This is a genomic window from Aeromonas sp. FDAARGOS 1418 (assembly GCF_019048585.1).
In the GTDB taxonomy this organism is placed as follows: domain Bacteria; phylum Pseudomonadota; class Gammaproteobacteria; order Enterobacterales; family Aeromonadaceae; genus Aeromonas; species Aeromonas caviae.
On sequence record NZ_CP077387.1, the window covers coordinates 3,654,032 to 3,672,921 of the forward strand.

Below are 18,890 nucleotides of genomic sequence, written 5' to 3' on the forward strand. Positions count from 1 at the left end.
CCGTCTGTGATCCGGACAGCGCAAGCCTAGCGGGTTTGTTCGGGGAAAAAGGTGATCGCGGATAATAAACCTGAGGCAACAGGTTGAGTCTGCTGCAAAAAAACAGGGCCCCGCAGGGCCCTGTCTGTGCTGGTGACCGACTTACAGCTCGACCACGTCGAATTGCACGTCCGGATTCACGTCCGCATCGTAGTCCACCTCGTCCAGACCGAAACCGAACAGGCGCAGGAACTCCTGCTTGTAGCCGGTGTAGTCGGTCAGTTCACTGAGGTTCTCGGTGGTGATGGAGGGCCAGAGATCACGGCAGGTCTGCTGCACGTCTTCACGCAGTTCCCAGTCATCCATGCGGATGCGTGCCTGCTCGTCCAGCGCCATGTCGGCGCCGTACAGGCGGGTGCGCATCATGCGGTCCACCTGCTCCATGCAACCCTCGTGGATGCCCTTCTCCTTCATGATCTTGAAGGCCATGGAGATGTAGAGCGGCATCACGGGAATGGCAGAGGAGGCCTGGGTCACAACGGATTTGAGCACGGCCACGTGGGCGGTCCCCCCCTTGGCAGCCAGATCGCCACGGATGGCGGTGGCGGCGCGGTCCAGATCTTCCTTGGCTCGGCCCAGGGTACCATGCCAGTAGATGGGCCAGGTCAGGTCGGTACCGATGTAGGAGTAGGCCACGGACTTGGCGCCGTCAGCCAGCACACCCGCATCGCGCAGAGCCGCCATCCACAGTTCCCAGTCCTGGCCGCCCATGACGGTGATGGTGCTCTGGATCTCTTCCTCATTCGCCGGCTCGACGGTGGCGGTGATGATCTGATCCTTGTTGGTGTCGATGGCGGTGGAGGTGTAGACCTCGCCGATGGGTTTGAGGGCTGAGCGCACCACTTCGCCGGTGTCCGGCAGCTTGCGCACCGGAGAGGCCAGGGAGTAGACCACCAGATCGATTTGACCCAGATCCTGCTTGATGAGCTCGATCACCTTGGCACGGCACTCGTGGGAGAAGGCATCGCCATTGATGCTCTTGGCGTAGAGGCCGGCCTCTTTGGCGGCCTTGTCGAAGGCGGCGGAGTTGTACCAGCCGGCGGAGCCCGTCTTGGTCTCGGAGCTCGGCTTTTCGAAGAAGACACCGATGGTGGCAGCTCCGCTGCCGAAGGCTGCGGCAATGCGAGAGGCCAGACCATAGCCGGTGGAAGCGCCGATCACCAGCACCTTCTTGGGGCCATTCTCGATGGCGCCCTTGGCTTGGGTGTAAGCGATCTGGCGACGAACATTGGCTTCACAACCGACCGGGTGGGTGGTGGTGCAGATAAAGCCGCGAACCTTGGGTTTGATGATCATGTGTTGTCTCTTATCCGTTTGATGGATGAAATCGGGGCATAAGATACCTCATTGCGGCCCGTTATGGTGCTCTGATGTGTTGAACTGCGGGGAAACAGGCAGGGATCCTGTAGCCCGCCGCGAAAAATGAAAAACACTTCTGGGTAAAACGATAAACAGAGCTCGGCCGCATTTATCAAACTCGGTGAATCAGAAGCCACCAAGTTTGAAAGACGCTTAACAGGGGTTTAAACCTCGACTTCATAGGTGGGTAAATCAGGGGCGGGCCCTATGATAGCACCACTCTGATAGAACGCCTTCTGGCCGATGGCCACCCCTCCCCCTCGCACGATCACCACGCCCCCGCCTGGGGTCTCCAGCGTGGTGCTGGTGCCCGTCGTTGCGGTGACGGTACCGACCAGCAACGGGTCGGCACCGGGGATCAGCTCCTGGAACCGCTTGAACAGGTTCATACAAATCGCTCCACACTCAGTTGCTGGCGCACCGTCATGGCTCGGCCCTGCATTCCAGCCGCGACCCTGACCCCTCGGTTAAAGCCCTTCCAGCCATCAACCGCGATCAGCGCCCCGGGCAGGATGAGTCCGGTGTCGCTCGAGAGCGGCAGTTCGATGGTCTGGGTGCGCCTCGGCATGGTCTTGGCCAGCCCCACCACACCCTGGGCGCGAGCTGCCACCACATCGCACACCAGCGGGTGGGTGATGGCCGGAGCCTGCCGATCCCCTGCCGTGCCTTGGCGCAACACCCGGGCATTGATGCCCTGATGGCCACCGCTCACATAGATGCCGTTCGCCGCCTGCCCCGGCTGGAAGTCGCTGCCCAGCGTCGTGATGATGGCGCGGGGGATGGCCACGTCTGCCAGCGCCCCGTCGAGCTGCCAGGGTATGGTCGGATAGCGCGGCTTGATGACCAGGTGCCGCTCGCGCTGGTGCGGCAGCACGAACCCACCCGCCGCCTCGGCCAGGTACTTGATCGCCTCGATGGGAGTCTGGCTGTCGAGGCTGAAGAAGCCGCCAGGTACCAGCCAATCCGGCGCCTGCCAGTCCAGGGTCCACCCGAACGGCAGCAGCGCCTCTGCGAGCTGGGCCATGGTCGCCGCCCCGATCTCGCTCACTGCCTGGGGTAAGACATGAGTCGGTGACAAATAGGCCGTGCGAGAGCGCCCAGTCAGGGTCGCCGACTCGCGGGCAAAGCTCTGGCTCGACTGCCAGCCATCGCACACGCAATCCCACTGCTGGCCGTTGACATGGATGCTTACCTCCTCCTCGTCAGTCATTTCGGCCGCCGCGATGCGCGGGATCTGGGCCGTGAACTGCCAGGCCCAGGAGTCGGTATCGAGTTCGATGCTCAGCGAGGTGGCGGGAATGTCGAGCCCGTCCCTGACTCGCACTATCTGTGCTGCGTTGCTCACCAGGTAAACCCTCCGGGTTGGAATAACGATGTGGGCCTGCCCAAACCAGACAAACTCCAGGGAGGCATCCCCCCTGGGTCGGCTGAATGCCAGTAGCCCACTGCGGTGGCCTGGCTCGGGGGGAATAGGTGGCTTGGGGGGGAGAGAGAGACCCCAAGGGGGCTGCATCGCCTCCTCCCACCTGTCCAGCCAGCCCTTGTGCAACGGCAGGCCGGGCTGCCAGCGCTGATCGCGCAGGGTGACGCCGAGCGGGGTGGCCTCCTGCCAGCTGCCTGGCTGCCATACCTTGTCCTGGCGCGGGGGGTTGCGAAACCCACTCACCTGCCAGCGCCCCACCGGGGCCCCCTCGACCCAGAGCGAACGGGTGACGACATGACCAGGCGGCAGGCTGTCGAACCCCTGGCCATGGCTCGTGCCCAGCGGCAGGGCCTCGTCAAACAGCCCCCGCACCGGCTCATCGTGGCGGGGCATCTGGTCGCTGAGATCCACCACCACCGCCATCAGCGGGCTGGCCTCCTGCCAGTCGGCCTGACAGGTCGCGGGGGTCATGGCAGGTCGTTGCCAGTCGTCGGCCACCGCCGTGGTCACCAGGGCGGCCCTGTCCCAATCCCCCGCGTTGGTGTGGCTAGGCCCCCTGAACACGTTGATGTCATGGCCAGCTTCGAAGTCGTGCAGCACCGCCTGGACGGTGCTGGCCAGGGTGGCCTCGATGACCACGGTGGCGCTGACGGTGGTCACCGGCGCCGCCGGTTCGGCGGTCAGGTGGCCGGGGTGAACCAGCCCGGCCGAAATGCCAGGTACCGGCGCGGCACTCTGCCCCTGCAGCGTGGCGGGCAATATCAGGCCAGGGGAGCAGGCGAGCGAGGGCGGCAGGCTGGCCCCCCGCAGCACCGCCAGCCAGCTCGTGACATAGGCCGCATTCAGTTCGAGGTGGCCGCCGCCCTTGCGAACTTTGCTTAGCTCCAGATTGCCGTCTGTGGGTCTGGCCATGGGTCGCTCCCCTCGGGCTTGGCTTAGGGTTCGGTGAAGGTGGCGGTATTGATGCGCACCAGGGCGCCGGTGAACAGCTCACTGGCGGGGATCTCGATGTCGGCGCTGCTGTCGGGTGGACCCACGTCGAGATCCGCCACAAAATCGCCGTCCCGGTTGGCTATCCGCCCCCAGGAGTGGACCCCGCTGGCGGTGACCAGCTGCTCGGCCAGGGGCTTGAGTGCCAGCACCCCACCCGACACGCTCTGGGCGCAGGGGTGGGGGAACTGCAGCGTCACCAGCAGCACCTGGTCGGTGATGGGGACCCCCGGGGCCGGGCGAGTGCCGGCATAGATCTTGAGGGTCGCGGGACCCGCGCTGCCCTCGTCGATGGCGGCGGCCAGTAGCTGGGCGCGGCTGGTGCGCAAGGGATCTGCAAAGGTAAACATGGCCGCTCCTTACTTGAAATACGGGGTGGGGGTGAGCAGGTCGGCCGCCACGGGGGCGTAGTAAAACTCGAACGTATCCTGTGCCATGACCAGATAGCGGTTGGTCAACAACAGGTGATCGAATCGGTAGTTTCCCTGCTCATCACTGAACGTGATGCCCTGGATGGCCAGATCGCGCCCCAGCAGCACCACCCGCCCGCCCGCCACCCCCTCGCCGTTGATCGTCACCTTGCTGGCGATATAGCCGAGCAAGAGGGGCGACTCGGCATGGCGAAGGGTGGTACGACAGCGACCAATGTCGAGGCGGGTTTTCCAGTCCACGGCGGGGGGCGAGGAGACCGCCCGCCCCTCCGGGTTGATATAGGTGGCCGTGACGGTCAGTACCCTGCCCACGGCGCTATCAGGCAGCACGGTGTTCATCGCCATGGCCCCGTAATGTCAAAGCCGATCAGCCGTTCGGTATTACGGTATTCGGTATAGGAAGTTCCACTACCCGATTCCGTAGATCCAGCCGTTGCCGACAGATCCATGGCGCCGGCAGCTTTGAGAATGCGTAACAACGATCCAGGTTTCGCCGGATCGTGGGCAATATTGTAACGCCACAGCCGCAGGTCGTTTTGCAGTGGCGACAGCACCCCCGGCAGGAACCCCCGGATGGACTGCGCGGTTTGCTCCACGATGGGGATCTTTCCGTCGTTGAAGTAGACCCCGCTATCCGTGGCATTGGGGTAGCCCACCCCCGCCTGATAGGGGCAACCGAAGGTGTAGCCGATGCCGAGCAGCAGGCAGTTGTCCGAGCCTGGCAACTGATGGTGCATCCTGGCAATCGCAAAGAGACTTCGCCGGTTGATGAAGGCGATATTGCTAGACGCCCCTACTGCCCCTACCAAGGACCCAAATTGCAACACATCGTTAAAAATTGGGTAGCCGGTGGTTGATGCCAGCCTAATCCCCCAAGCATAGGCAGTCGATTGAGCTGGGGTCAGGATCCCGGTCAACACGCAGTGATAGTTGTCGTTCGGGCGAATGCTGTTGATGTCACCAAACATCAGCGCGGCAGGAAGTAAAACAGCTTGTCGTCGGCCACCAAATCCCACTGCTGCTCGCCGGTGGCATAGGCATGGGAGGCGGGCCAGGCGAACTCCTTCACCAGGGTGTAGGTGTTCACATCGGTGACGTTCTCCACCATCTGCGCCTTGGCGTAGTAGTAGCGATAAGTCGCTGTGCCGTTCCAGCCGGAAAACGCCGAATTGTCGATGCGCAGCCGCAGGGCAGTGGCGTCGGATGCGATACGCTTGAACACCGCCACCGTGTTGGTGCCATCGACAAACTCCAGCTCCCAGCCTGCCGGAGCCACCTTCATGGTGCCGCCGGCCCCCACCGCAGACGGGGTGCCGACAGGGGCAAAGGTCACCGTGGTGGTGGTCACCGAGAGCACGCGATACTCGCCGTTCCAGTTCAGGTTGACGCCCTCTATCGCCACGATGCTGTCTGGCAGGAAGCCGTGGGCCAGGGCGAAGGTGGCGACCGCCAGGCCGCCGTTCAGGGTGATGGACTGGATGGGATTGATGTTGAACCCCGTGACCAGGCAGGCTTTCAGCACCGAGATCAGGGTGCCCGCCGTGCCGTTGCCGGTATCGGTTGACAGCAAGGGGGCCCCCCCCATTGCCTCGCTAAACCATTTGACGGGATGGGCCATGGTTGTCTCCTGTGAGGTGGCTCAGGGTGGGGCACTCTGCCCCACCCGGTTAAGTGGCTGGCGCGTCACATGGGTGCAGGCCCTCGGCGCCGTCACTTTCCTGCACTGCTACCTGTCAGCGGTTGACGTTGCCGCGCAGTTGCAGCTCGAACTTATCGGTCTCCTGCGCTGCCACCGACTGCAGGATGGTGCGGATCACCCAGAGCGGGTACGCCGCCGCCTGGGTGGTGAAGCGCAGCACGTTGCCATTCGCCCAGCCTGCCCCCCATCCCCGCCTGTCCAGCCTGAAATAGGGCTGGCCGTTGTTGGGGTTGATAGGGGCCAGGTCGGTGTTCACGTCCCTCGCCGCAATCTGGCCCACATGCTCGCCGACCAGCACAAAATTGGTACTGGAAGAGAAGATGATGGCCCAGCGCTCCTGCAGGGTGGCGCGGTTGGTGACCTGGATCGGGTAGTCGGTGTCGTTGTACTGCGCCGTGGACTCGTCGCCGTCCCGGTAGTCCTGCCATTTGTTGGTCCAGGTTTTCTGGTCGAACAAATTGGTGTAGCGCGCCCACAAGTCGCCGATGATGAGCGCGCTCGACACCAGGGTGTCGGCGGGTTCGTAGTCGTGGGACAGGGGCCTGGCCAACTGCAGGCGGCCCGAGATCTCCACGTCAGTGACCAGGCTCATGTCCTCGACGCGATGCACCACGTAGAGGGGTTCGGCGTAGCCGGTCAGGCTCAGCGGGTTGGCCAGCGTCACCACGCCGCTGTCGAGGTTGACGCTGTAGAGCGACGTGGCCAGCTGCTTGCCGTCCTTGTCCTCCACATGGGCGTAGGCCAGCCGCACCCGACCGGTGTTGAGCTGCTGCCCCGCCGACACCCCCATGGGGAACGCCGCCTTGCGGGTACTGTGGATCACCACGATGTAGCCCTTGCGGATGAAAGGCACCCGGCCGTCTGACGGCAGCCGCACCGGATCCAGCCCGATGAGATCGGCATTGAGCGGCAGATAGCTGAACACCACGCAGTTGAACCGGATGGTGTCGGCCACCACGCTGAGCGGCCGCCAGATCTTGCCGTCCTCCCCCACCAGTTCGGCGTCATACCAGGGCTCGGCCTCGTTGCCGGCGGCCGTGACCTTGCGGCCAAAGCGCGCCGTCACCACGCCGGTCTGGTAGTTCACCCGGCCATCCATGTCGGCGGTGGTGAAATAGCCGTCCCCATCTGCCGTCGCCTCGATGCGCCGGCCGGTGGCGGTGTTGGCGCTGATGTAGAGGCTGCCCGGGGCCACGGGGGCGCCCGGGGTGCGGAAGGTCACCATGTCCACCGACTGGACATTGAACGAGGTGGCCAGGGACTGCAGCGACGGCTGGGCCCCCTGCCCCGCCGCCCAGTCGGCCAGCACCGCCAGCCCGTTGCTGTAGTCGATGGTGCCCGCCTGGATGCCGGCGCCGGTCGCCGGATCCGGGTCCCGGTAGAGCAGCCCCTGCCGGTCCACGTAGGTGGACCCGCCCAGGGTGAAACGCATCGAGCCCTCCAGGATCGCCTCGGAAAACCCGGGGGTCACGTCGATGCGCAGTGCCTGGGCGGTCAGGGTGGCATTCTGGGCCAGGGCGCTGTTGTTGTTGCGGTAGGTCACATCGACCCAGCCCCCCTCGCCATCGGGGAAGGTGTACGCCGTGTTGTGGTACTCGATGCCGGTCATGGTCCAGCGCTGCACCGCCACCTGGTTGTTGCCTACCCATTTGGTGCCCACGGTCACCCAGGCATAGGTCGGCTTGGGCAAGGGGGCACTGCCATCCGGCATGAAATGCAAAGTGCCGGCAGCGTAGTTGATGGACCCCAGGGTGTTGCCGCTGGCGTCCTTGAGGTTGCCCTGGCCGTCATCCAGCAGGGTGATCACTGGGTCGCGGGTCTGGATCACCAGCTCCTGATCATCCACATCGAACTTGTGATAGAGCGCGTTGAATTTGACATGCACCGACCCGGGGGTCAGGTTGGTGGCCCCGCCGCCTGCCCCGTCCAGGGTGATGGAGAGGTGCCCCACCTGGCCGGGGGTACTCAGGCGCCCCGGTTCAACGTGGCGCTCGGTCACCGGCTCACCGTACTGGTACTGGGCGATGTACTCCTGGCCCAGCGCCGGCAGGGTGATGTGATCGAGGATGATCACCCCCTCGGCATAGTTGATGGTGCCGGTGATGTTGCCGCGCAGGCGCCCGTCCCCCACCGCATCGTTGGCCGTTTGGCCGCTGCCCCAGGTCAGGATCACGCTCTTGGGGGTGATGCCGGTGTGGGGCAGCTGCCAGGCGCTCTTGCTGATGCTGATGGCCTGGCCGCTGCGGTTGGTGTAGTTGACCGGGGTGGCCCAGCTGAACAGGATCGCCGTGTCCACGTCCGGCAGCGCCCCCAGGGTCAGCATGACCGAGCCGGTGGCGTGGTTGACGACGCCGGACCCGTAGGACCTATCCGCCCCGAACAGCTCGCCACGGCCGTTGTCTTTCAAGTCGTACCATTTGCCTTGCGCCATGTACGACACCGTCAGGGTGCCCGGTGCCGGGGTCGGCAGCAGGGTGATGGTGTAGGCATAGCCCCGGTTGTTGGCCTTGATGTCGATCCTGGCCGTGTCAGCGATACGGGACGGGCGAGACGCTGGCCAGAAGCTGATGGTTTTGCTGGCGGCCCCGTAGTTCGGGCACTGGGCGTTGAACTCCATCTGCCCCCGGCCATAGTCGATGGCACCCACCACGGACCCGGCCACAACCAGCTCGCCCCCCTTGTCGGTGATGACGGCTGCACCGATGGTGATGGTCAGGGTGCCGGGTTTCACGCCTGTGCCGAGGAACAGGCCCCGGCTGGGGGCAATGCTGACCACGGTCGAGAAGCTGACCAGGCCCTTGCCCGAATCCACCAGGCTGGCCATTTCGCCAGCCGCTGTAAGATCCACTGCTGGGGTCTCGGTGCGGGCAGAAGGCACGATCTGGGTAAAGATCGTCTTGGCCCGCACCTGCATGGCGCCCAGGTTCACCGCCTCCGCCAGCTTGGTGGTGGCGAAGTAGTTGGCGGCATCGGCCACCACGGTTTCCCGCAGGGCGGTTTTGACGTTGGTCACCACATCATAGGGGGTCGGCTGCTCCCCCTCGAAGGTGTAACGCAGCGGGTCCGCCAGCTTGCAGGTCACCACGTTGCGCGTGAACTCGGGCACGTTGGGCACCTGGAACTTGGCCAGCTGCTGGGTGACTTCCAGCACCCGCACGTACTGCTCGAACTCCCCCGCCTTGCCCTCGTTGCCGACCAGCACCAGAGTCTCCCCCACTTCCGGCAGGCGCACTTCGACGCGCTGGAAGAAGCGGATCGCCCGCTGGCCTTCGAGCTGGGTGTCGTACAGGAAGCCGCGCCACTTGGGACCACGGGCCAGATAGCGCTCCAGCACGTCTCGGGCATTGGCGCGGGTGTCGTGATGATCCCGGGTGTTGATGAGGCATAGCCCCACGTTCGGGTCAGCCGGGGGCACCTGCACGATGATATGGGCACCCCGATAGGTGTCCGTGTCATCCGTCTGCACCGCCAAAAAGGCCTTGCGCATGCTGACCACCCCATAAGTGCGGTCGAGATCGCTGATGTCCTGAAACAGGCCATTGTGCTCGCCGCTCACGATCTCATGACCGGTGATGCGGCCGCCGCCGTCCGTGGTGTCAGTCAACCGCTGACTGGCCATCAGTTTGATGTCGCCGGAATGAATGGTCATCGGATCACCTCGGTGAAGTTAAGAGTCAAGGCATAGGGCTCACCCGCCTCGGGGTCAGCCATCTCGATCACGGGGGTGGCCACGACACCAGGGCGCCGCCAGACCACCTCCCGCTGCTGCCCATCGAGAAAAGTGAGGGTCATCAGCTGGGCCACCTGCGCCTCCAACGCTTTAAGCAAGAGCACCGTGGCGCGGGGGGCATGGCCCACCAGGGTGATGGGGCGTCCCTCCGGCGTGGCCGTTTCCTCAACCAGGAGAGCGCCAGAGAGCGTCGGCGTGACAACCTGCTCGACGGGCGACCAATCGAACTCGTCGCGCCAAACGAGATCATCGGGCAGGAACAGCCCGTTTAAGGTGACGTTCATGAGCGCAATCCTTGCTGCTTAAGGAGGTTGATAAGGGCGGCAGCATTGGCCTCATCGGCCTGAACTTCGGCCCGGGCGGAGCCTGATCTCAGCTCGATGATGATCCGCTGGGGCTGCCCCTGGCTGAACGAGGTTTGGGAAGATGGCCCGGCTTGACTGGTGGCCAAGGTGGTGGTCTGCGCCTTCTCTGCTTCCTTGGCCTGGGCTTTGCTCAGTTCCTGCTGGAGCTTGGTGCGCATGGCCTCCATCTCCTTCTGGAACTTCTCTGCGTACCACTTGCTCCACTCGCTATAGGCAGGGATGTCCCTGACCTTCTGGCTGTAGCGGGCCAGCTCCTCTTCCACGCCTGCGAGGGTGTTGGCCAGGGCATCGGCATTGCCCCGCAAGTTGTTGATGTCCACGGTCTTGTAGAAGAACGAGCCGGCGCCCACGGTGCGGGTCACGTCCCCTCGGCCCCCACCGGCACCGCCCCCACCACCTGCAGAGGCCACAGCATTACCGGTCTGCTCTGCCTCTTTCTGTACGCCGCGAAGGCCGGAGCGCATGGCATCGGTGGCACTCTTGGCCTTGGCGGCGGCCGTGTCGAAGCCATCGCCGATCGCCGCCACGGCGGTCTTGGCATCGCCGCTGCCCCCCTTCACCTTGTCCATGGCAGCAGCGGCGATAGACATGGAGCGGGTGATACCGTCCCCGGTCAGTTGGCCCTGCTTGGTCATCGCCTGCATACGCTCGATCACCGCATTGATCTCGGCCTTGTTCTTCGCCTGGTTGAATGCGGCCGCCAGGTACTCCTCACAGGCCGCCGAACTGGAGCCACTGTGCTGCACCAGGGTATCCAGGGCGCTGAGTGTCTCCTTGAAGCTCTCACCGATACGGCCATTGGCCCGCTCGAAGTCCAGACCCAGGGTCTCGGCTGCCTTGCCAAGGGTGGCGGGGATCTCTGCCGCCGTTTTCCTGGCCACGGCATTGATTTCATCCAGGTAGTCGCGGGTCTGCTTGGCCTCGGTACCGAGCGCCTGGACGGCGGCGGCCCCTTGTCGCCAGCTGCCGGTGGCCTCGTCGTAATGGACCTTGCCCTCGGCCACGGCCCTGTCCATGTCTTCCACGCTGGTGATCGCGATCCCTAGCTGAGCCGAGAGCGCCGCCAGCTGGCCATTGAGCTGGGCCTGGGTCTGCGCACGCAGCGCCTGGGATTCTCGCAGCGCCAGCTCGGCCTGCATCCACTCCTTGAGGGCGGTGGCCAGACGGATGATCTGGAATATCGACTCGACAGTGACGGCGGCCAGTAACCCCTTGATCGCCATCCCAAGGGCTTGCATCCCGATAGAGGCGGCGGCCGCCGCCGTCCCTGCCGTGGTCATGCCACCCGCCGCCGTGGCCGTCGCTGCCGGCAGGGCGATGAACTGGCCGTAGAGGCCGCGCAGATCGGCAATCCAGCCCGCGATTTTCAGGCCATACCAGGCCTGTGCCATCACCAGCAGGGCATCGCGCCAGGCATAGACGGTCTGGATAAAGGCCTTGATGGATTCCCCAAGCCCGACGATGCCATCGGAGAGGCGCTGAGCCCACGCCTGCAGGCGGCCATCCTTGGCCATCGCGTCAAACTCGGCGTTGAGCTGGGCCAGCTGGTTCTTGAGCCAGGTCAGCGCCCCGTTCTCCGCCACCATGCGGTAGAACTTGGCCAGGTTATCCTGGGCATTGGAGATAAGCCCCGAGAGCAGGCTCATGTTGTTGGCGGCAGCCCCGCTCGACTGGGCTGCGATCTCGTTCATCAGCGCCTGGATGGTGTCCCGGCCGAGTTTTCCCGCTTCCGAGAGCTTCTGCAGTTCGGCGGTATTCTTGCCGGTGACCTGCTCCAGCAGTTGCCACACCGGCACACCGCGCTCGATCAGTTGCAGGATCTCCTCCCCCTGCAGCTTCTGCTTGGCCCAGGCCTGGCCCAGCGCCAGGGAGATGCCCTGCACCTCCTCGAAGCCGCCGCCGAGCTTGTAGGCCTGATCGACGATGCCCTGCATGGCGCCGTTCATGGGGTCGATGCCAAAGGCTTTGAGGCGAACGAAGACCTGGGTCACCTCGTCGAGCTGCAGCGGGGTGTTCTTGGCGAAGTCCAGGATCCAGGCGGAGGCCTCTTCGCCACCGGCAATCGACCCCATCACCGCCTTGAGCTGGACGCCAAGGCGTTCGGCCTGATCGCCGGTCTGGAACATGGCCATCAGCTGGGTGGTGAGGGTCTGGATGCCGAACCAGGTTCCGGCCAGGGCCACCAGGCGTCCGGTCAGGCTGCCGATGGTCCCCTGGAAGCCGCCAGCCCCTTGCGCTCCCTGCACCAGGGAGCGCCCCAGCCGCTCGGTCTGGGCCGCGCTGCCCCGCAGCTCCCGCTGCAGCCTGGCTTGCTCCTGTGCGAGGTTGCGGGTATCGAGCCCGGCTTGGGAGAGACCTGCATGCAGGCGACTATGGCTGGCCGCCTGGGCAATCAGCTGGCGCTCCAGCTGCTTGACCTCGGAGGCCAGCAACCGTTCCTGCTCGGTGAGCTGGCGGGCGCTCCCTGCCGCCCCCTGCTGCTCGCGGCGCAGTTCGGCCAACTTGTCCCGGGACAGTATGGTGGCCAGTTCGAGCTGGGTCAGGGCCTGGCCGCTGGCCTCGAACTGGGCGATCAGATCACGCTGCTGGGTCAATCCTTCCAAGGTTTGCGCCAGGCGCTCGGTCTCGGCGGCAGTCTCGGTCGAGAGGGGCCCCAGCTCCTCCACCTCACCCGCCAGCGCGGCCAGGTCCTCGCGGCCGGTGACCTTGGCCGCCAGCTCTAGCGCGAGTTTCAGGGTGGAAGAGGTGGACATAAGGGCATTCCGATCAGATTCAGACATGCCCCATGATAGAGATTGAAAAAAGCGTCTGTATTTATTACAGGTTACTGTTCATATTGGCAGAATATATATGTAAATATAACTAGACTGGTAAGCTGTATTTACGAAACACCAATACAATCTTAAACAACAAGGATGATGAAAATATCTTAAAAAACAGACTATGGATTGGGTTGATAATTACTCTTTCACCCAGAATAGTGACTTCTAATTTATGAGTAGGATCAATCACATATGCGCTCATAGCTAACAATTGATCTAGCGATTGATAATAACCAAATAAAACCAATAGTAATGGAACCCCACAAACTAGAATAGCAACAGGTCTAAACAAACTTGTTCCATGAACAGATACTAAAGATGATATTTTTAGAACCACCCAACTAGACAACACACTAATAAATCCAGATGATTTATTTTCATGACCCATTTTTTCTATTACAGGCAAAGATCGTTCTTTTCCTAATCCAACCAAGTCAAAGATGATTGTAATAAAATATGTTAAAAAAAGCGCTAGCTTACTACTTAAAATAGATAGTGTTACATCATACTCCTTCCTTCTAAAGAAATAGAAATTATCAACATCTTTATTTTTTTGACTAAGGCTTTTTAACTGTCTATAAACTGATTGCTTTTGTTCAGCTTCTAAAGAAGAATCTTTCCTATAATTAGCATGACTAACTTCGATATTGAATGGCCAGCTTACACCCTCAGTTAATAATTCATCTAGCTTGGTGTTTATAAAACTTACCTCAGTATTGGTGAGGTCACAATTTGAAATCACAAAGCAACTCATGAGCGATTGATAAAAAACCAAACTTTTTATCGATGAAAAGCCTGCATTTTTAATAAAAAACTGCGTAACTTTGTTGTCTGTCGCACCCGCTATTTGAAATTGTTGATATATTTTTGAATTTTGCAAATCAATATTTACACTTCGTAAACTATTGCTGCGTGCATCAAAGTATAGCGACCCTATATTACACTCTGAACTCAATGTTATTCCTTTGTAATCACCACTGAAATGCAATGCCTTACTATTTAACTGCCTAACTGTAACCGTACTTTGAGCACTTGATATAATGTTCACATCATCACGAACTGTGGCCCCATGTATGAACAGCTCATTTACAAAACCAAAACATTTGATAGCGGTTGAAATTAATGAAAAAAACTCTAATCGATTAGATTTTGTATCTTTCAAAAAAGATATAACATCAAACCTGCTAGGCTCAAAACCTTCAGGGTAAGGTACCCTCCCGAAAGTAGGAGACGAATTAAATATTACTCTATTGTAAACCCCAGAGACCGAGACTCCTTTAAATTCATTCCCGTACTCGAATCTCAGCTCGGTGCTTTCATTTTCTGAGTATATTGTCAAATCTGAGTCATTAGTACATGACACGAAACCAATGTCAGATATTTGTTTTGGGATTTCAATTTTATCAATTGAAAGATGGCAATTAAATATTATTATTTTTGTCTCAGATGTTACGTCTTCAAAAATTTCTTTTGATGTTTTTATCGACTTATAATCCAAAATAAATATATCATTCATTTTCATGTCTCATATTCACTCATGCTGGATATAATTCCATTTAGTGAAAATTAATTACGAATCAATTACTTGCAATTATGTACATAATTGCATTCAGTATGCCTTTTCTCAGTGATAAAGAAAACTAGAATTCATTCATCGCTCAATAAGGAACGGCGGGTCTCCCCGCCGCTCTTTATCCCCGTCCCCCGATAAATCACACCGCCTCCGGCCGATCCACATAGAAAGGCGCATCCTCGCCATCCAGGGCCAGCAGCTCCCCCTCCAGCTCGATCTCGATGGGCTTGTCGCTCAGGAAGTCCACCGCCTTCTTGGGAGCCAGGCTGGCGCGGGGCACCGTCAGCAGGATGGATTCCCCACTGATGACACTGCGCCCATCCAGGGTCAGCTTCGCCTTCACCTCCGGCTGCACGTTGCCGGCGATGCGGGTGCCGGTGATGGCGTTATAGCTGGCACTGACGGTCACGGGCCCACCGTCTGCCACCGCCCCCGCCTTGGTGGCCCGAAGCAGCCCCAGGGCATAGTTGATCTCAAAATCGGTACCGAGCACCAAAGAGGTGGTCCCCTCCTTCACCACCAGGCCGGTGGCCGCGAGGTTGGTCTTGCCCAGGCTCACCCATTTGGGGTGCGCCAACAGGGTCACCGGCACCTCGGTCAGCGTCCCCGCGCCCTGGTTGATGGGGCTCTCCAGCCCCATAAAGGCGGCGGCCAGCAGCACAGGCGTGATCTCGCTGGTCTTGATGTTGACCGTAGCAGGCTTGGGCACGAAGTAGCTCTCCCGCGCCTGGCCCAGCTTGTGCTTGCGCTTGCTCGGGATACTGATCTTCTCGCTGTCCGGTTTGACTTCCAGGCTGTTGACGTCCACCGGGCCGATCACCCCGTTTGAGACGTTGTTGGTGAAGGTCTCGATATAGAGATCCCCTTCCAGGTGCAGTGTTTCGCTCATGACCGTTCTCCCTTGAATTTCACTGTCGTCTTGAAGGCAAGGGGCAGATAGACCACCCCACCCTTGTAACTCGGCTTGACCGGTGCGCTTTCACGCCGAAAGGTACTGTCACCGCAGGCCCGACCGGCCACGGCCTGCAACATGCGTCCCAGCCACACCCCGGCGCTGGCTTCCTTGGGGGTGGCTCTATGCACCAACACCAGCAGCCAAACCTGATCGAACGCGCTTTGTCGCCCGCTTTGGCTGGTCTCGCTCTCTCGCTCTCCCTGGTAAATCACATGGATGGCCGGGGTGTGCTGCCCCAGGTTGGCCACCGCCTCCAGGTCGGTGGCCACAAACACCTCCTTGAGCCCCCGGGTCTTCAAAGGCAGCAGCAGCTCGCGCAGCCGCTCCCCCGCAGCCAGGTAGTCGAGTTCAGGCGTGGGGGCACTCATAGGAAGCCCCCAGTTCCCCGGCCAAAGACCCGGCCATCGGACTGCAACTGAGCCAGGTTCAGGCTCTCCACCTGCTCGCCGTCGGCCGCCAGCCCCAGCGCCAGCTCCCCCTTGCCCACCGACTTGAGGAAGGCCAGGGCCGCCTCATTGCGTTTGGCAATCTGCTCCGGCGCCTGCTCGCCATAGAGGCGGTGGCGGGCAATGTCGGCGCAGATGGGGACCAGGGCGCTCGGGACATGGGCCAGCGGCAGCGGGTAGCGTCCCGCCAGGTAGCCGTCGATCAGGGCGCCGGCGTCCTGCAGTGCGATGGTGATGGCCGCACTGTCCAGCTCGCCGGCCGGGGTCATGGCGAGGCGCAACAGCTCCGCCTCGCCAAAGCGGGTCACCATGTCGTTGACGCTGGCGTACATATCAGGCGTCCTCGGCCATGGGGTCGGTAGGCGGCTCAGTGGTGACGCCAGCCTCGTCCTTGACCGGGTATTGCACCTCAATCGCCGCAATGGCAGCCGCCAGCTCGGCCTTCTTCATGCTGGCGGCGCCCGGGATCGCCATCTCCACGGCCAGTTCGCGCAGCTCATCGACCTTCATCTCGGCCAACGGGGTGACCTTGCCATCCAGGGTGGCGACGCCCGCCAGATAGCCCGAGCCGATCAAGCCGCCCACTGCTGCGTCCAGATCCCCGTCCGTCTGCGGTGCATCAGCCGTCGCAGGGGCGACGTCTTGACCCAGGCGGGTGACCACCAGGCGCGGATCGGCCTCCAGGGTCTCGCATTGCACAGACGACACAGCCAGCTCAGACTTGCCAGGTGCAATCGCCAGGCCCGCGCGAAAATAGACCTGACGAACCGTTGATGTGATGCCAACTCGAATAGCCTGTTCCATCTCGTGTTCCATCTCATGTTTCCCTCTGTCTCGTTCAATCCAGGATCCGGTTTAAACGGGGGTTAAACGCCCACACTCGCTCGTTTAACCCCGCCGTTAAACAGCGCTTACAGGTAGTCCGCCACCACCAGTTCCAGCTTGCCCTTGAGCTCGTTGCTGGAGCTCTCGGAGAGCTCGCGCTCCAGCATCTGGGTCGCCAGCTTTTCCAGGGAAGCCGGCACCACCAGCAAGGTCGGCTTGATGCCGAGCTTGCGGCCACCGTCCGCCTGGAACTCCCGCATCCGGCTGAAGGCATCCCACAGGTTGTCGGGGGTCAGGGCCCGTTTGTTGGCGAACGCCAGTTGCCAGAAGCCAAAGCCGGCGGCATCGCGACAGTCCACCCCGTAACGGAACTCCTTGCGGGTGAACACCGCCTCGTCGTCAACCTTGGTCATGGCGATAAGCTCGGGGGACTTGCGATCCTGGAAGATGATCGGCTTGAGGGCGCGGCTGGTATCGAGCAGGAACCAGGGCTCGCCGGTATAGGCGCCATCCACCACCAGGTTGGCCACCAGCGCCGGGGTGCCGGTGCCATCGACCTTGGGATAGACCGGGTGATCGGTATCGAAGAAATACTGGGCGTCGTAGCAGGGTGTGGTGAAACCGGCTCCCAGCAGGCCGAAACAGAGCTCGTCGGGATGTACCCCGGCCGAGCGCCCCATCTCGGCGAACAGCGGGGCATAGATGCCCAGCTCATCGTCCGCGATATCGTTGCGATCGACGGCCACGGTGGCTTCGAAGTCTTCGTTGACGATCTGGTAACCGTGGGTCTTCATCGACTCGATCACCCGATCCCCGACCCACTTGCGCAAGCTCGGGAACTTGCCGAGCCAGCCATAGGTGTTGGACTTGGTGGTCGATTTGATCACGGTGGCGATCTTGGTGTACTGGGTCGGCGCCTCGCTCTTGGCGTCTTCAAAGTTCTTCTTGAAGCCGGTGAAGAGGGACTGCAGCAGCGCGGGTGTAATCATGGCCATGGTCTATTCCTTCTCTGGTTAAACGGAACTGCCTTCGCGTGAAACGGGGCTTGCTCAGGCCTTGGCCTTCGCAAAGTCCTCGTGGCTGATGCCGAGCTGGTCGGCGGCGTACTTGTCTTCGGCCGAGAGCACGGCCTCGCCCTTCTTCTCCGGCAGGGTGACGGCGGCGGTCTGGCTCGCCGTGAGCGCGGCGATGGCCGGGCGCGGCTCCAGCAGGGCCTTGAGGGCGGCCACCCCCTTCTGGGCGGCGTAGGCGGTCAGGTACTCCTCTTCGGCCGCCACCACCTTGCCTGCGGTGCGGGCCTCCTTGATGAGGGTCGCGGCATCGGTGGTGTCCACCAGGGCGGTCAATGCCGCCACCTGGGTGACCAGGGCGTTATAGGTCGCCACCGGCACGAATTGCGCCAGGTCAACCTGACCTCCTTGTTGTACTGACGTCGTCTGTGCCTTGAGGGCGGCCAGAGCGGTCTTCTCGGCCGAGAGCGCGGCCTCCAGCTCCGGCGCCTTCTTGGCGCTGGCCTGCAGGCTGTCGAGCTCGGTGAGCGCCTTCTGCAGTTGCTCGTCGGTCGGGTCACCGGTCAGCTCGATGCCGAGCTTGGCCAGCAGCTTTTTCAGCAGTTCATTCATGGAGTTCTCCTTGGTGAGGGTGGCCGGCTGGCCGGGTTGAATCAGTTGGGCACTCAAGGCCGCCAGCGCCTGCATACCCACCACCCCGGGATCGTTGGTGATGGCGGTCATGCGCAGCTCCAGGGGGCGGCCCTGGGCGTCATAGGGGAAGACGGCAGAGAGGAATCGATACTCTTTGGCAGCGACCAGGGCGGCGGCCCGCTCGGTCCAGCGGGGTTTGATAAAGAGTCCCTCCCCCTCGCGCCACTCGATTTCGTCGCCGTTGTACCAACCGGCCGCCGGGGCTTCCTTGCCCGTCTTTTCGACATTGAGGGTCTGGTGGTCGTAGTCGATGAGGATGTCTTGGCCGAGCGCCTTGGCCCGGTTGATCAGGGTAGTGGCGATGGTCTTGTCGAGCTGCCAGTGGCCACCAGGCACATCGAAGGGGCGGCCATCCCTGGCCTTGAACGGGCCGACCGGCAGCAGTTGATACCAACCGTCATCCTGCTGGTTAAGCTGCGCATCGAGCACGGCCAGCCCCAGGGTGGTGGGTCTGGCATTCAAGATGGCCACGGCAATCGCAGATGGGGGCATCACTCTCACTCCAGCTGGTCACAGCAAAAATCACTGGA

17 protein-coding genes are annotated in these 18,890 nt (G+C 61.6%); all 17 read right to left on the reverse strand.

Features of this window, described 5'->3' with window-relative positions; genetic code table 11:
• Positions 1 to 141: 141 nt before the first annotated feature.
• A complete protein-coding gene (gene fabV / locus I6L48_RS16960; protein ID WP_041212832.1) occupies positions 142 to 1,335 on the reverse strand; it encodes an enoyl-ACP reductase FabV in 1,194 nt (397 codons plus the stop codon).
• A 227-nt stretch (positions 1,336 to 1,562) separates the two neighbouring features.
• Positions 1,563 to 1,787, reverse strand: coding sequence for a hypothetical protein (locus I6L48_RS16965; RefSeq protein WP_216987511.1), 225 nt, complete (start codon positions 1,785 to 1,787; stop codon positions 1,563 to 1,565).
• Positions 1,784 to 3,733, reverse strand: a complete 1,950-nt coding sequence (locus tag I6L48_RS16970; RefSeq protein ID WP_216987512.1) for a hypothetical protein — start codon at positions 3,731 to 3,733, stop codon at positions 1,784 to 1,786. Before I6L48_RS16970 ends, I6L48_RS16965 begins: the two co-directional genes overlap by 4 nt.
• Positions 3,734 to 3,756: 23 nt before the next feature.
• Entirely contained in the window at positions 3,757 to 4,161 is a 405-nt protein-coding gene (locus I6L48_RS16975; protein ID WP_216987513.1) for a hypothetical protein, read from the reverse strand.
• Positions 4,162 to 4,170: 9 nt separating this feature from the next.
• Entirely contained in the window at positions 4,171 to 4,581 is a 411-nt protein-coding gene (locus I6L48_RS16980) for a hypothetical protein (protein WP_216987514.1), read from the reverse strand.
• On the reverse strand, positions 4,578 to 5,258 hold the full coding sequence (locus tag I6L48_RS16985; protein ID WP_216987515.1) for a hypothetical protein: 681 nt from the start codon (positions 5,256 to 5,258) through the stop codon (positions 4,578 to 4,580). The genes I6L48_RS16980 and I6L48_RS16985 overlap by 4 nt, the downstream gene beginning before the upstream one ends.
• Positions 5,210 to 5,860 (reverse strand): hypothetical protein, encoded by a 651-nt coding sequence (locus I6L48_RS16990; protein ID WP_216987516.1) that lies wholly within the window; start codon positions 5,858 to 5,860, stop codon positions 5,210 to 5,212. Before I6L48_RS16990 ends, I6L48_RS16985 begins: the two co-directional genes overlap by 49 nt.
• A gap of 115 nt (positions 5,861 to 5,975) precedes the next feature.
• Positions 5,976 to 9,590 carry a curculin (mannose-binding) lectin protein gene (locus I6L48_RS16995; protein WP_216987517.1) on the reverse strand — a complete coding sequence of 1,205 codons (3,615 nt, stop codon included), beginning with the start codon at positions 9,588 to 9,590 and terminating at the stop codon, positions 5,976 to 5,978.
• Entirely contained in the window at positions 9,587 to 9,955 is a 369-nt protein-coding gene (locus I6L48_RS17000) for a hypothetical protein (RefSeq protein ID WP_216987518.1), read from the reverse strand. The genes I6L48_RS16995 and I6L48_RS17000 overlap by 4 nt, the downstream gene beginning before the upstream one ends.
• A complete protein-coding gene (locus tag I6L48_RS17005) occupies positions 9,952 to 12,789 on the reverse strand; it encodes a tape measure protein (protein WP_216987519.1) in 2,838 nt (945 codons plus the stop codon). Before I6L48_RS17005 ends, I6L48_RS17000 begins: the two co-directional genes overlap by 4 nt.
• Before the next feature lie 109 nt (positions 12,790 to 12,898).
• The gene (locus I6L48_RS17010) at positions 12,899 to 14,380 is read right to left on the reverse strand and encodes a hypothetical protein (RefSeq protein ID WP_216987520.1); all 1,482 of its coding nucleotides are present in this window, start codon (positions 14,378 to 14,380) and stop codon (positions 12,899 to 12,901) included.
• Positions 14,381 to 14,570: 190 nt separating this feature from the next.
• The gene (locus I6L48_RS17015) at positions 14,571 to 15,320 is read right to left on the reverse strand and encodes a hypothetical protein (RefSeq protein WP_216987521.1); all 750 of its coding nucleotides are present in this window, start codon (positions 15,318 to 15,320) and stop codon (positions 14,571 to 14,573) included.
• Complete coding sequence (locus I6L48_RS17020) at positions 15,317 to 15,754, reverse strand: hypothetical protein (RefSeq protein WP_216987522.1); 438 nt, start codon at positions 15,752 to 15,754, stop codon at positions 15,317 to 15,319. Before I6L48_RS17020 ends, I6L48_RS17015 begins: the two co-directional genes overlap by 4 nt.
• Positions 15,751 to 16,164 (reverse strand): gp436 family protein, encoded by a 414-nt coding sequence (locus I6L48_RS17025; protein WP_216987523.1) that lies wholly within the window; start codon positions 16,162 to 16,164, stop codon positions 15,751 to 15,753. Before I6L48_RS17025 ends, I6L48_RS17020 begins: the two co-directional genes overlap by 4 nt.
• A gap of 1 nt (position 16,165) precedes the next feature.
• The gene (locus I6L48_RS17030; protein ID WP_254203222.1) at positions 16,166 to 16,540 is read right to left on the reverse strand and encodes a Rho termination factor N-terminal domain-containing protein; all 375 of its coding nucleotides are present in this window, start codon (positions 16,538 to 16,540) and stop codon (positions 16,166 to 16,168) included.
• Positions 16,541 to 16,743: 203 nt separating this feature from the next.
• Entirely contained in the window at positions 16,744 to 17,652 is a 909-nt protein-coding gene (locus I6L48_RS17035; protein WP_216987525.1) for a Mu-like prophage major head subunit gpT family protein, read from the reverse strand.
• A gap of 54 nt (positions 17,653 to 17,706) precedes the next feature.
• On the reverse strand, positions 17,707 to 18,852 hold the full coding sequence (locus tag I6L48_RS17040; RefSeq protein ID WP_216987526.1) for a phage protease: 1,146 nt from the start codon (positions 18,850 to 18,852) through the stop codon (positions 17,707 to 17,709).
• Positions 18,853 to 18,890 lie beyond the last annotated feature (38 nt).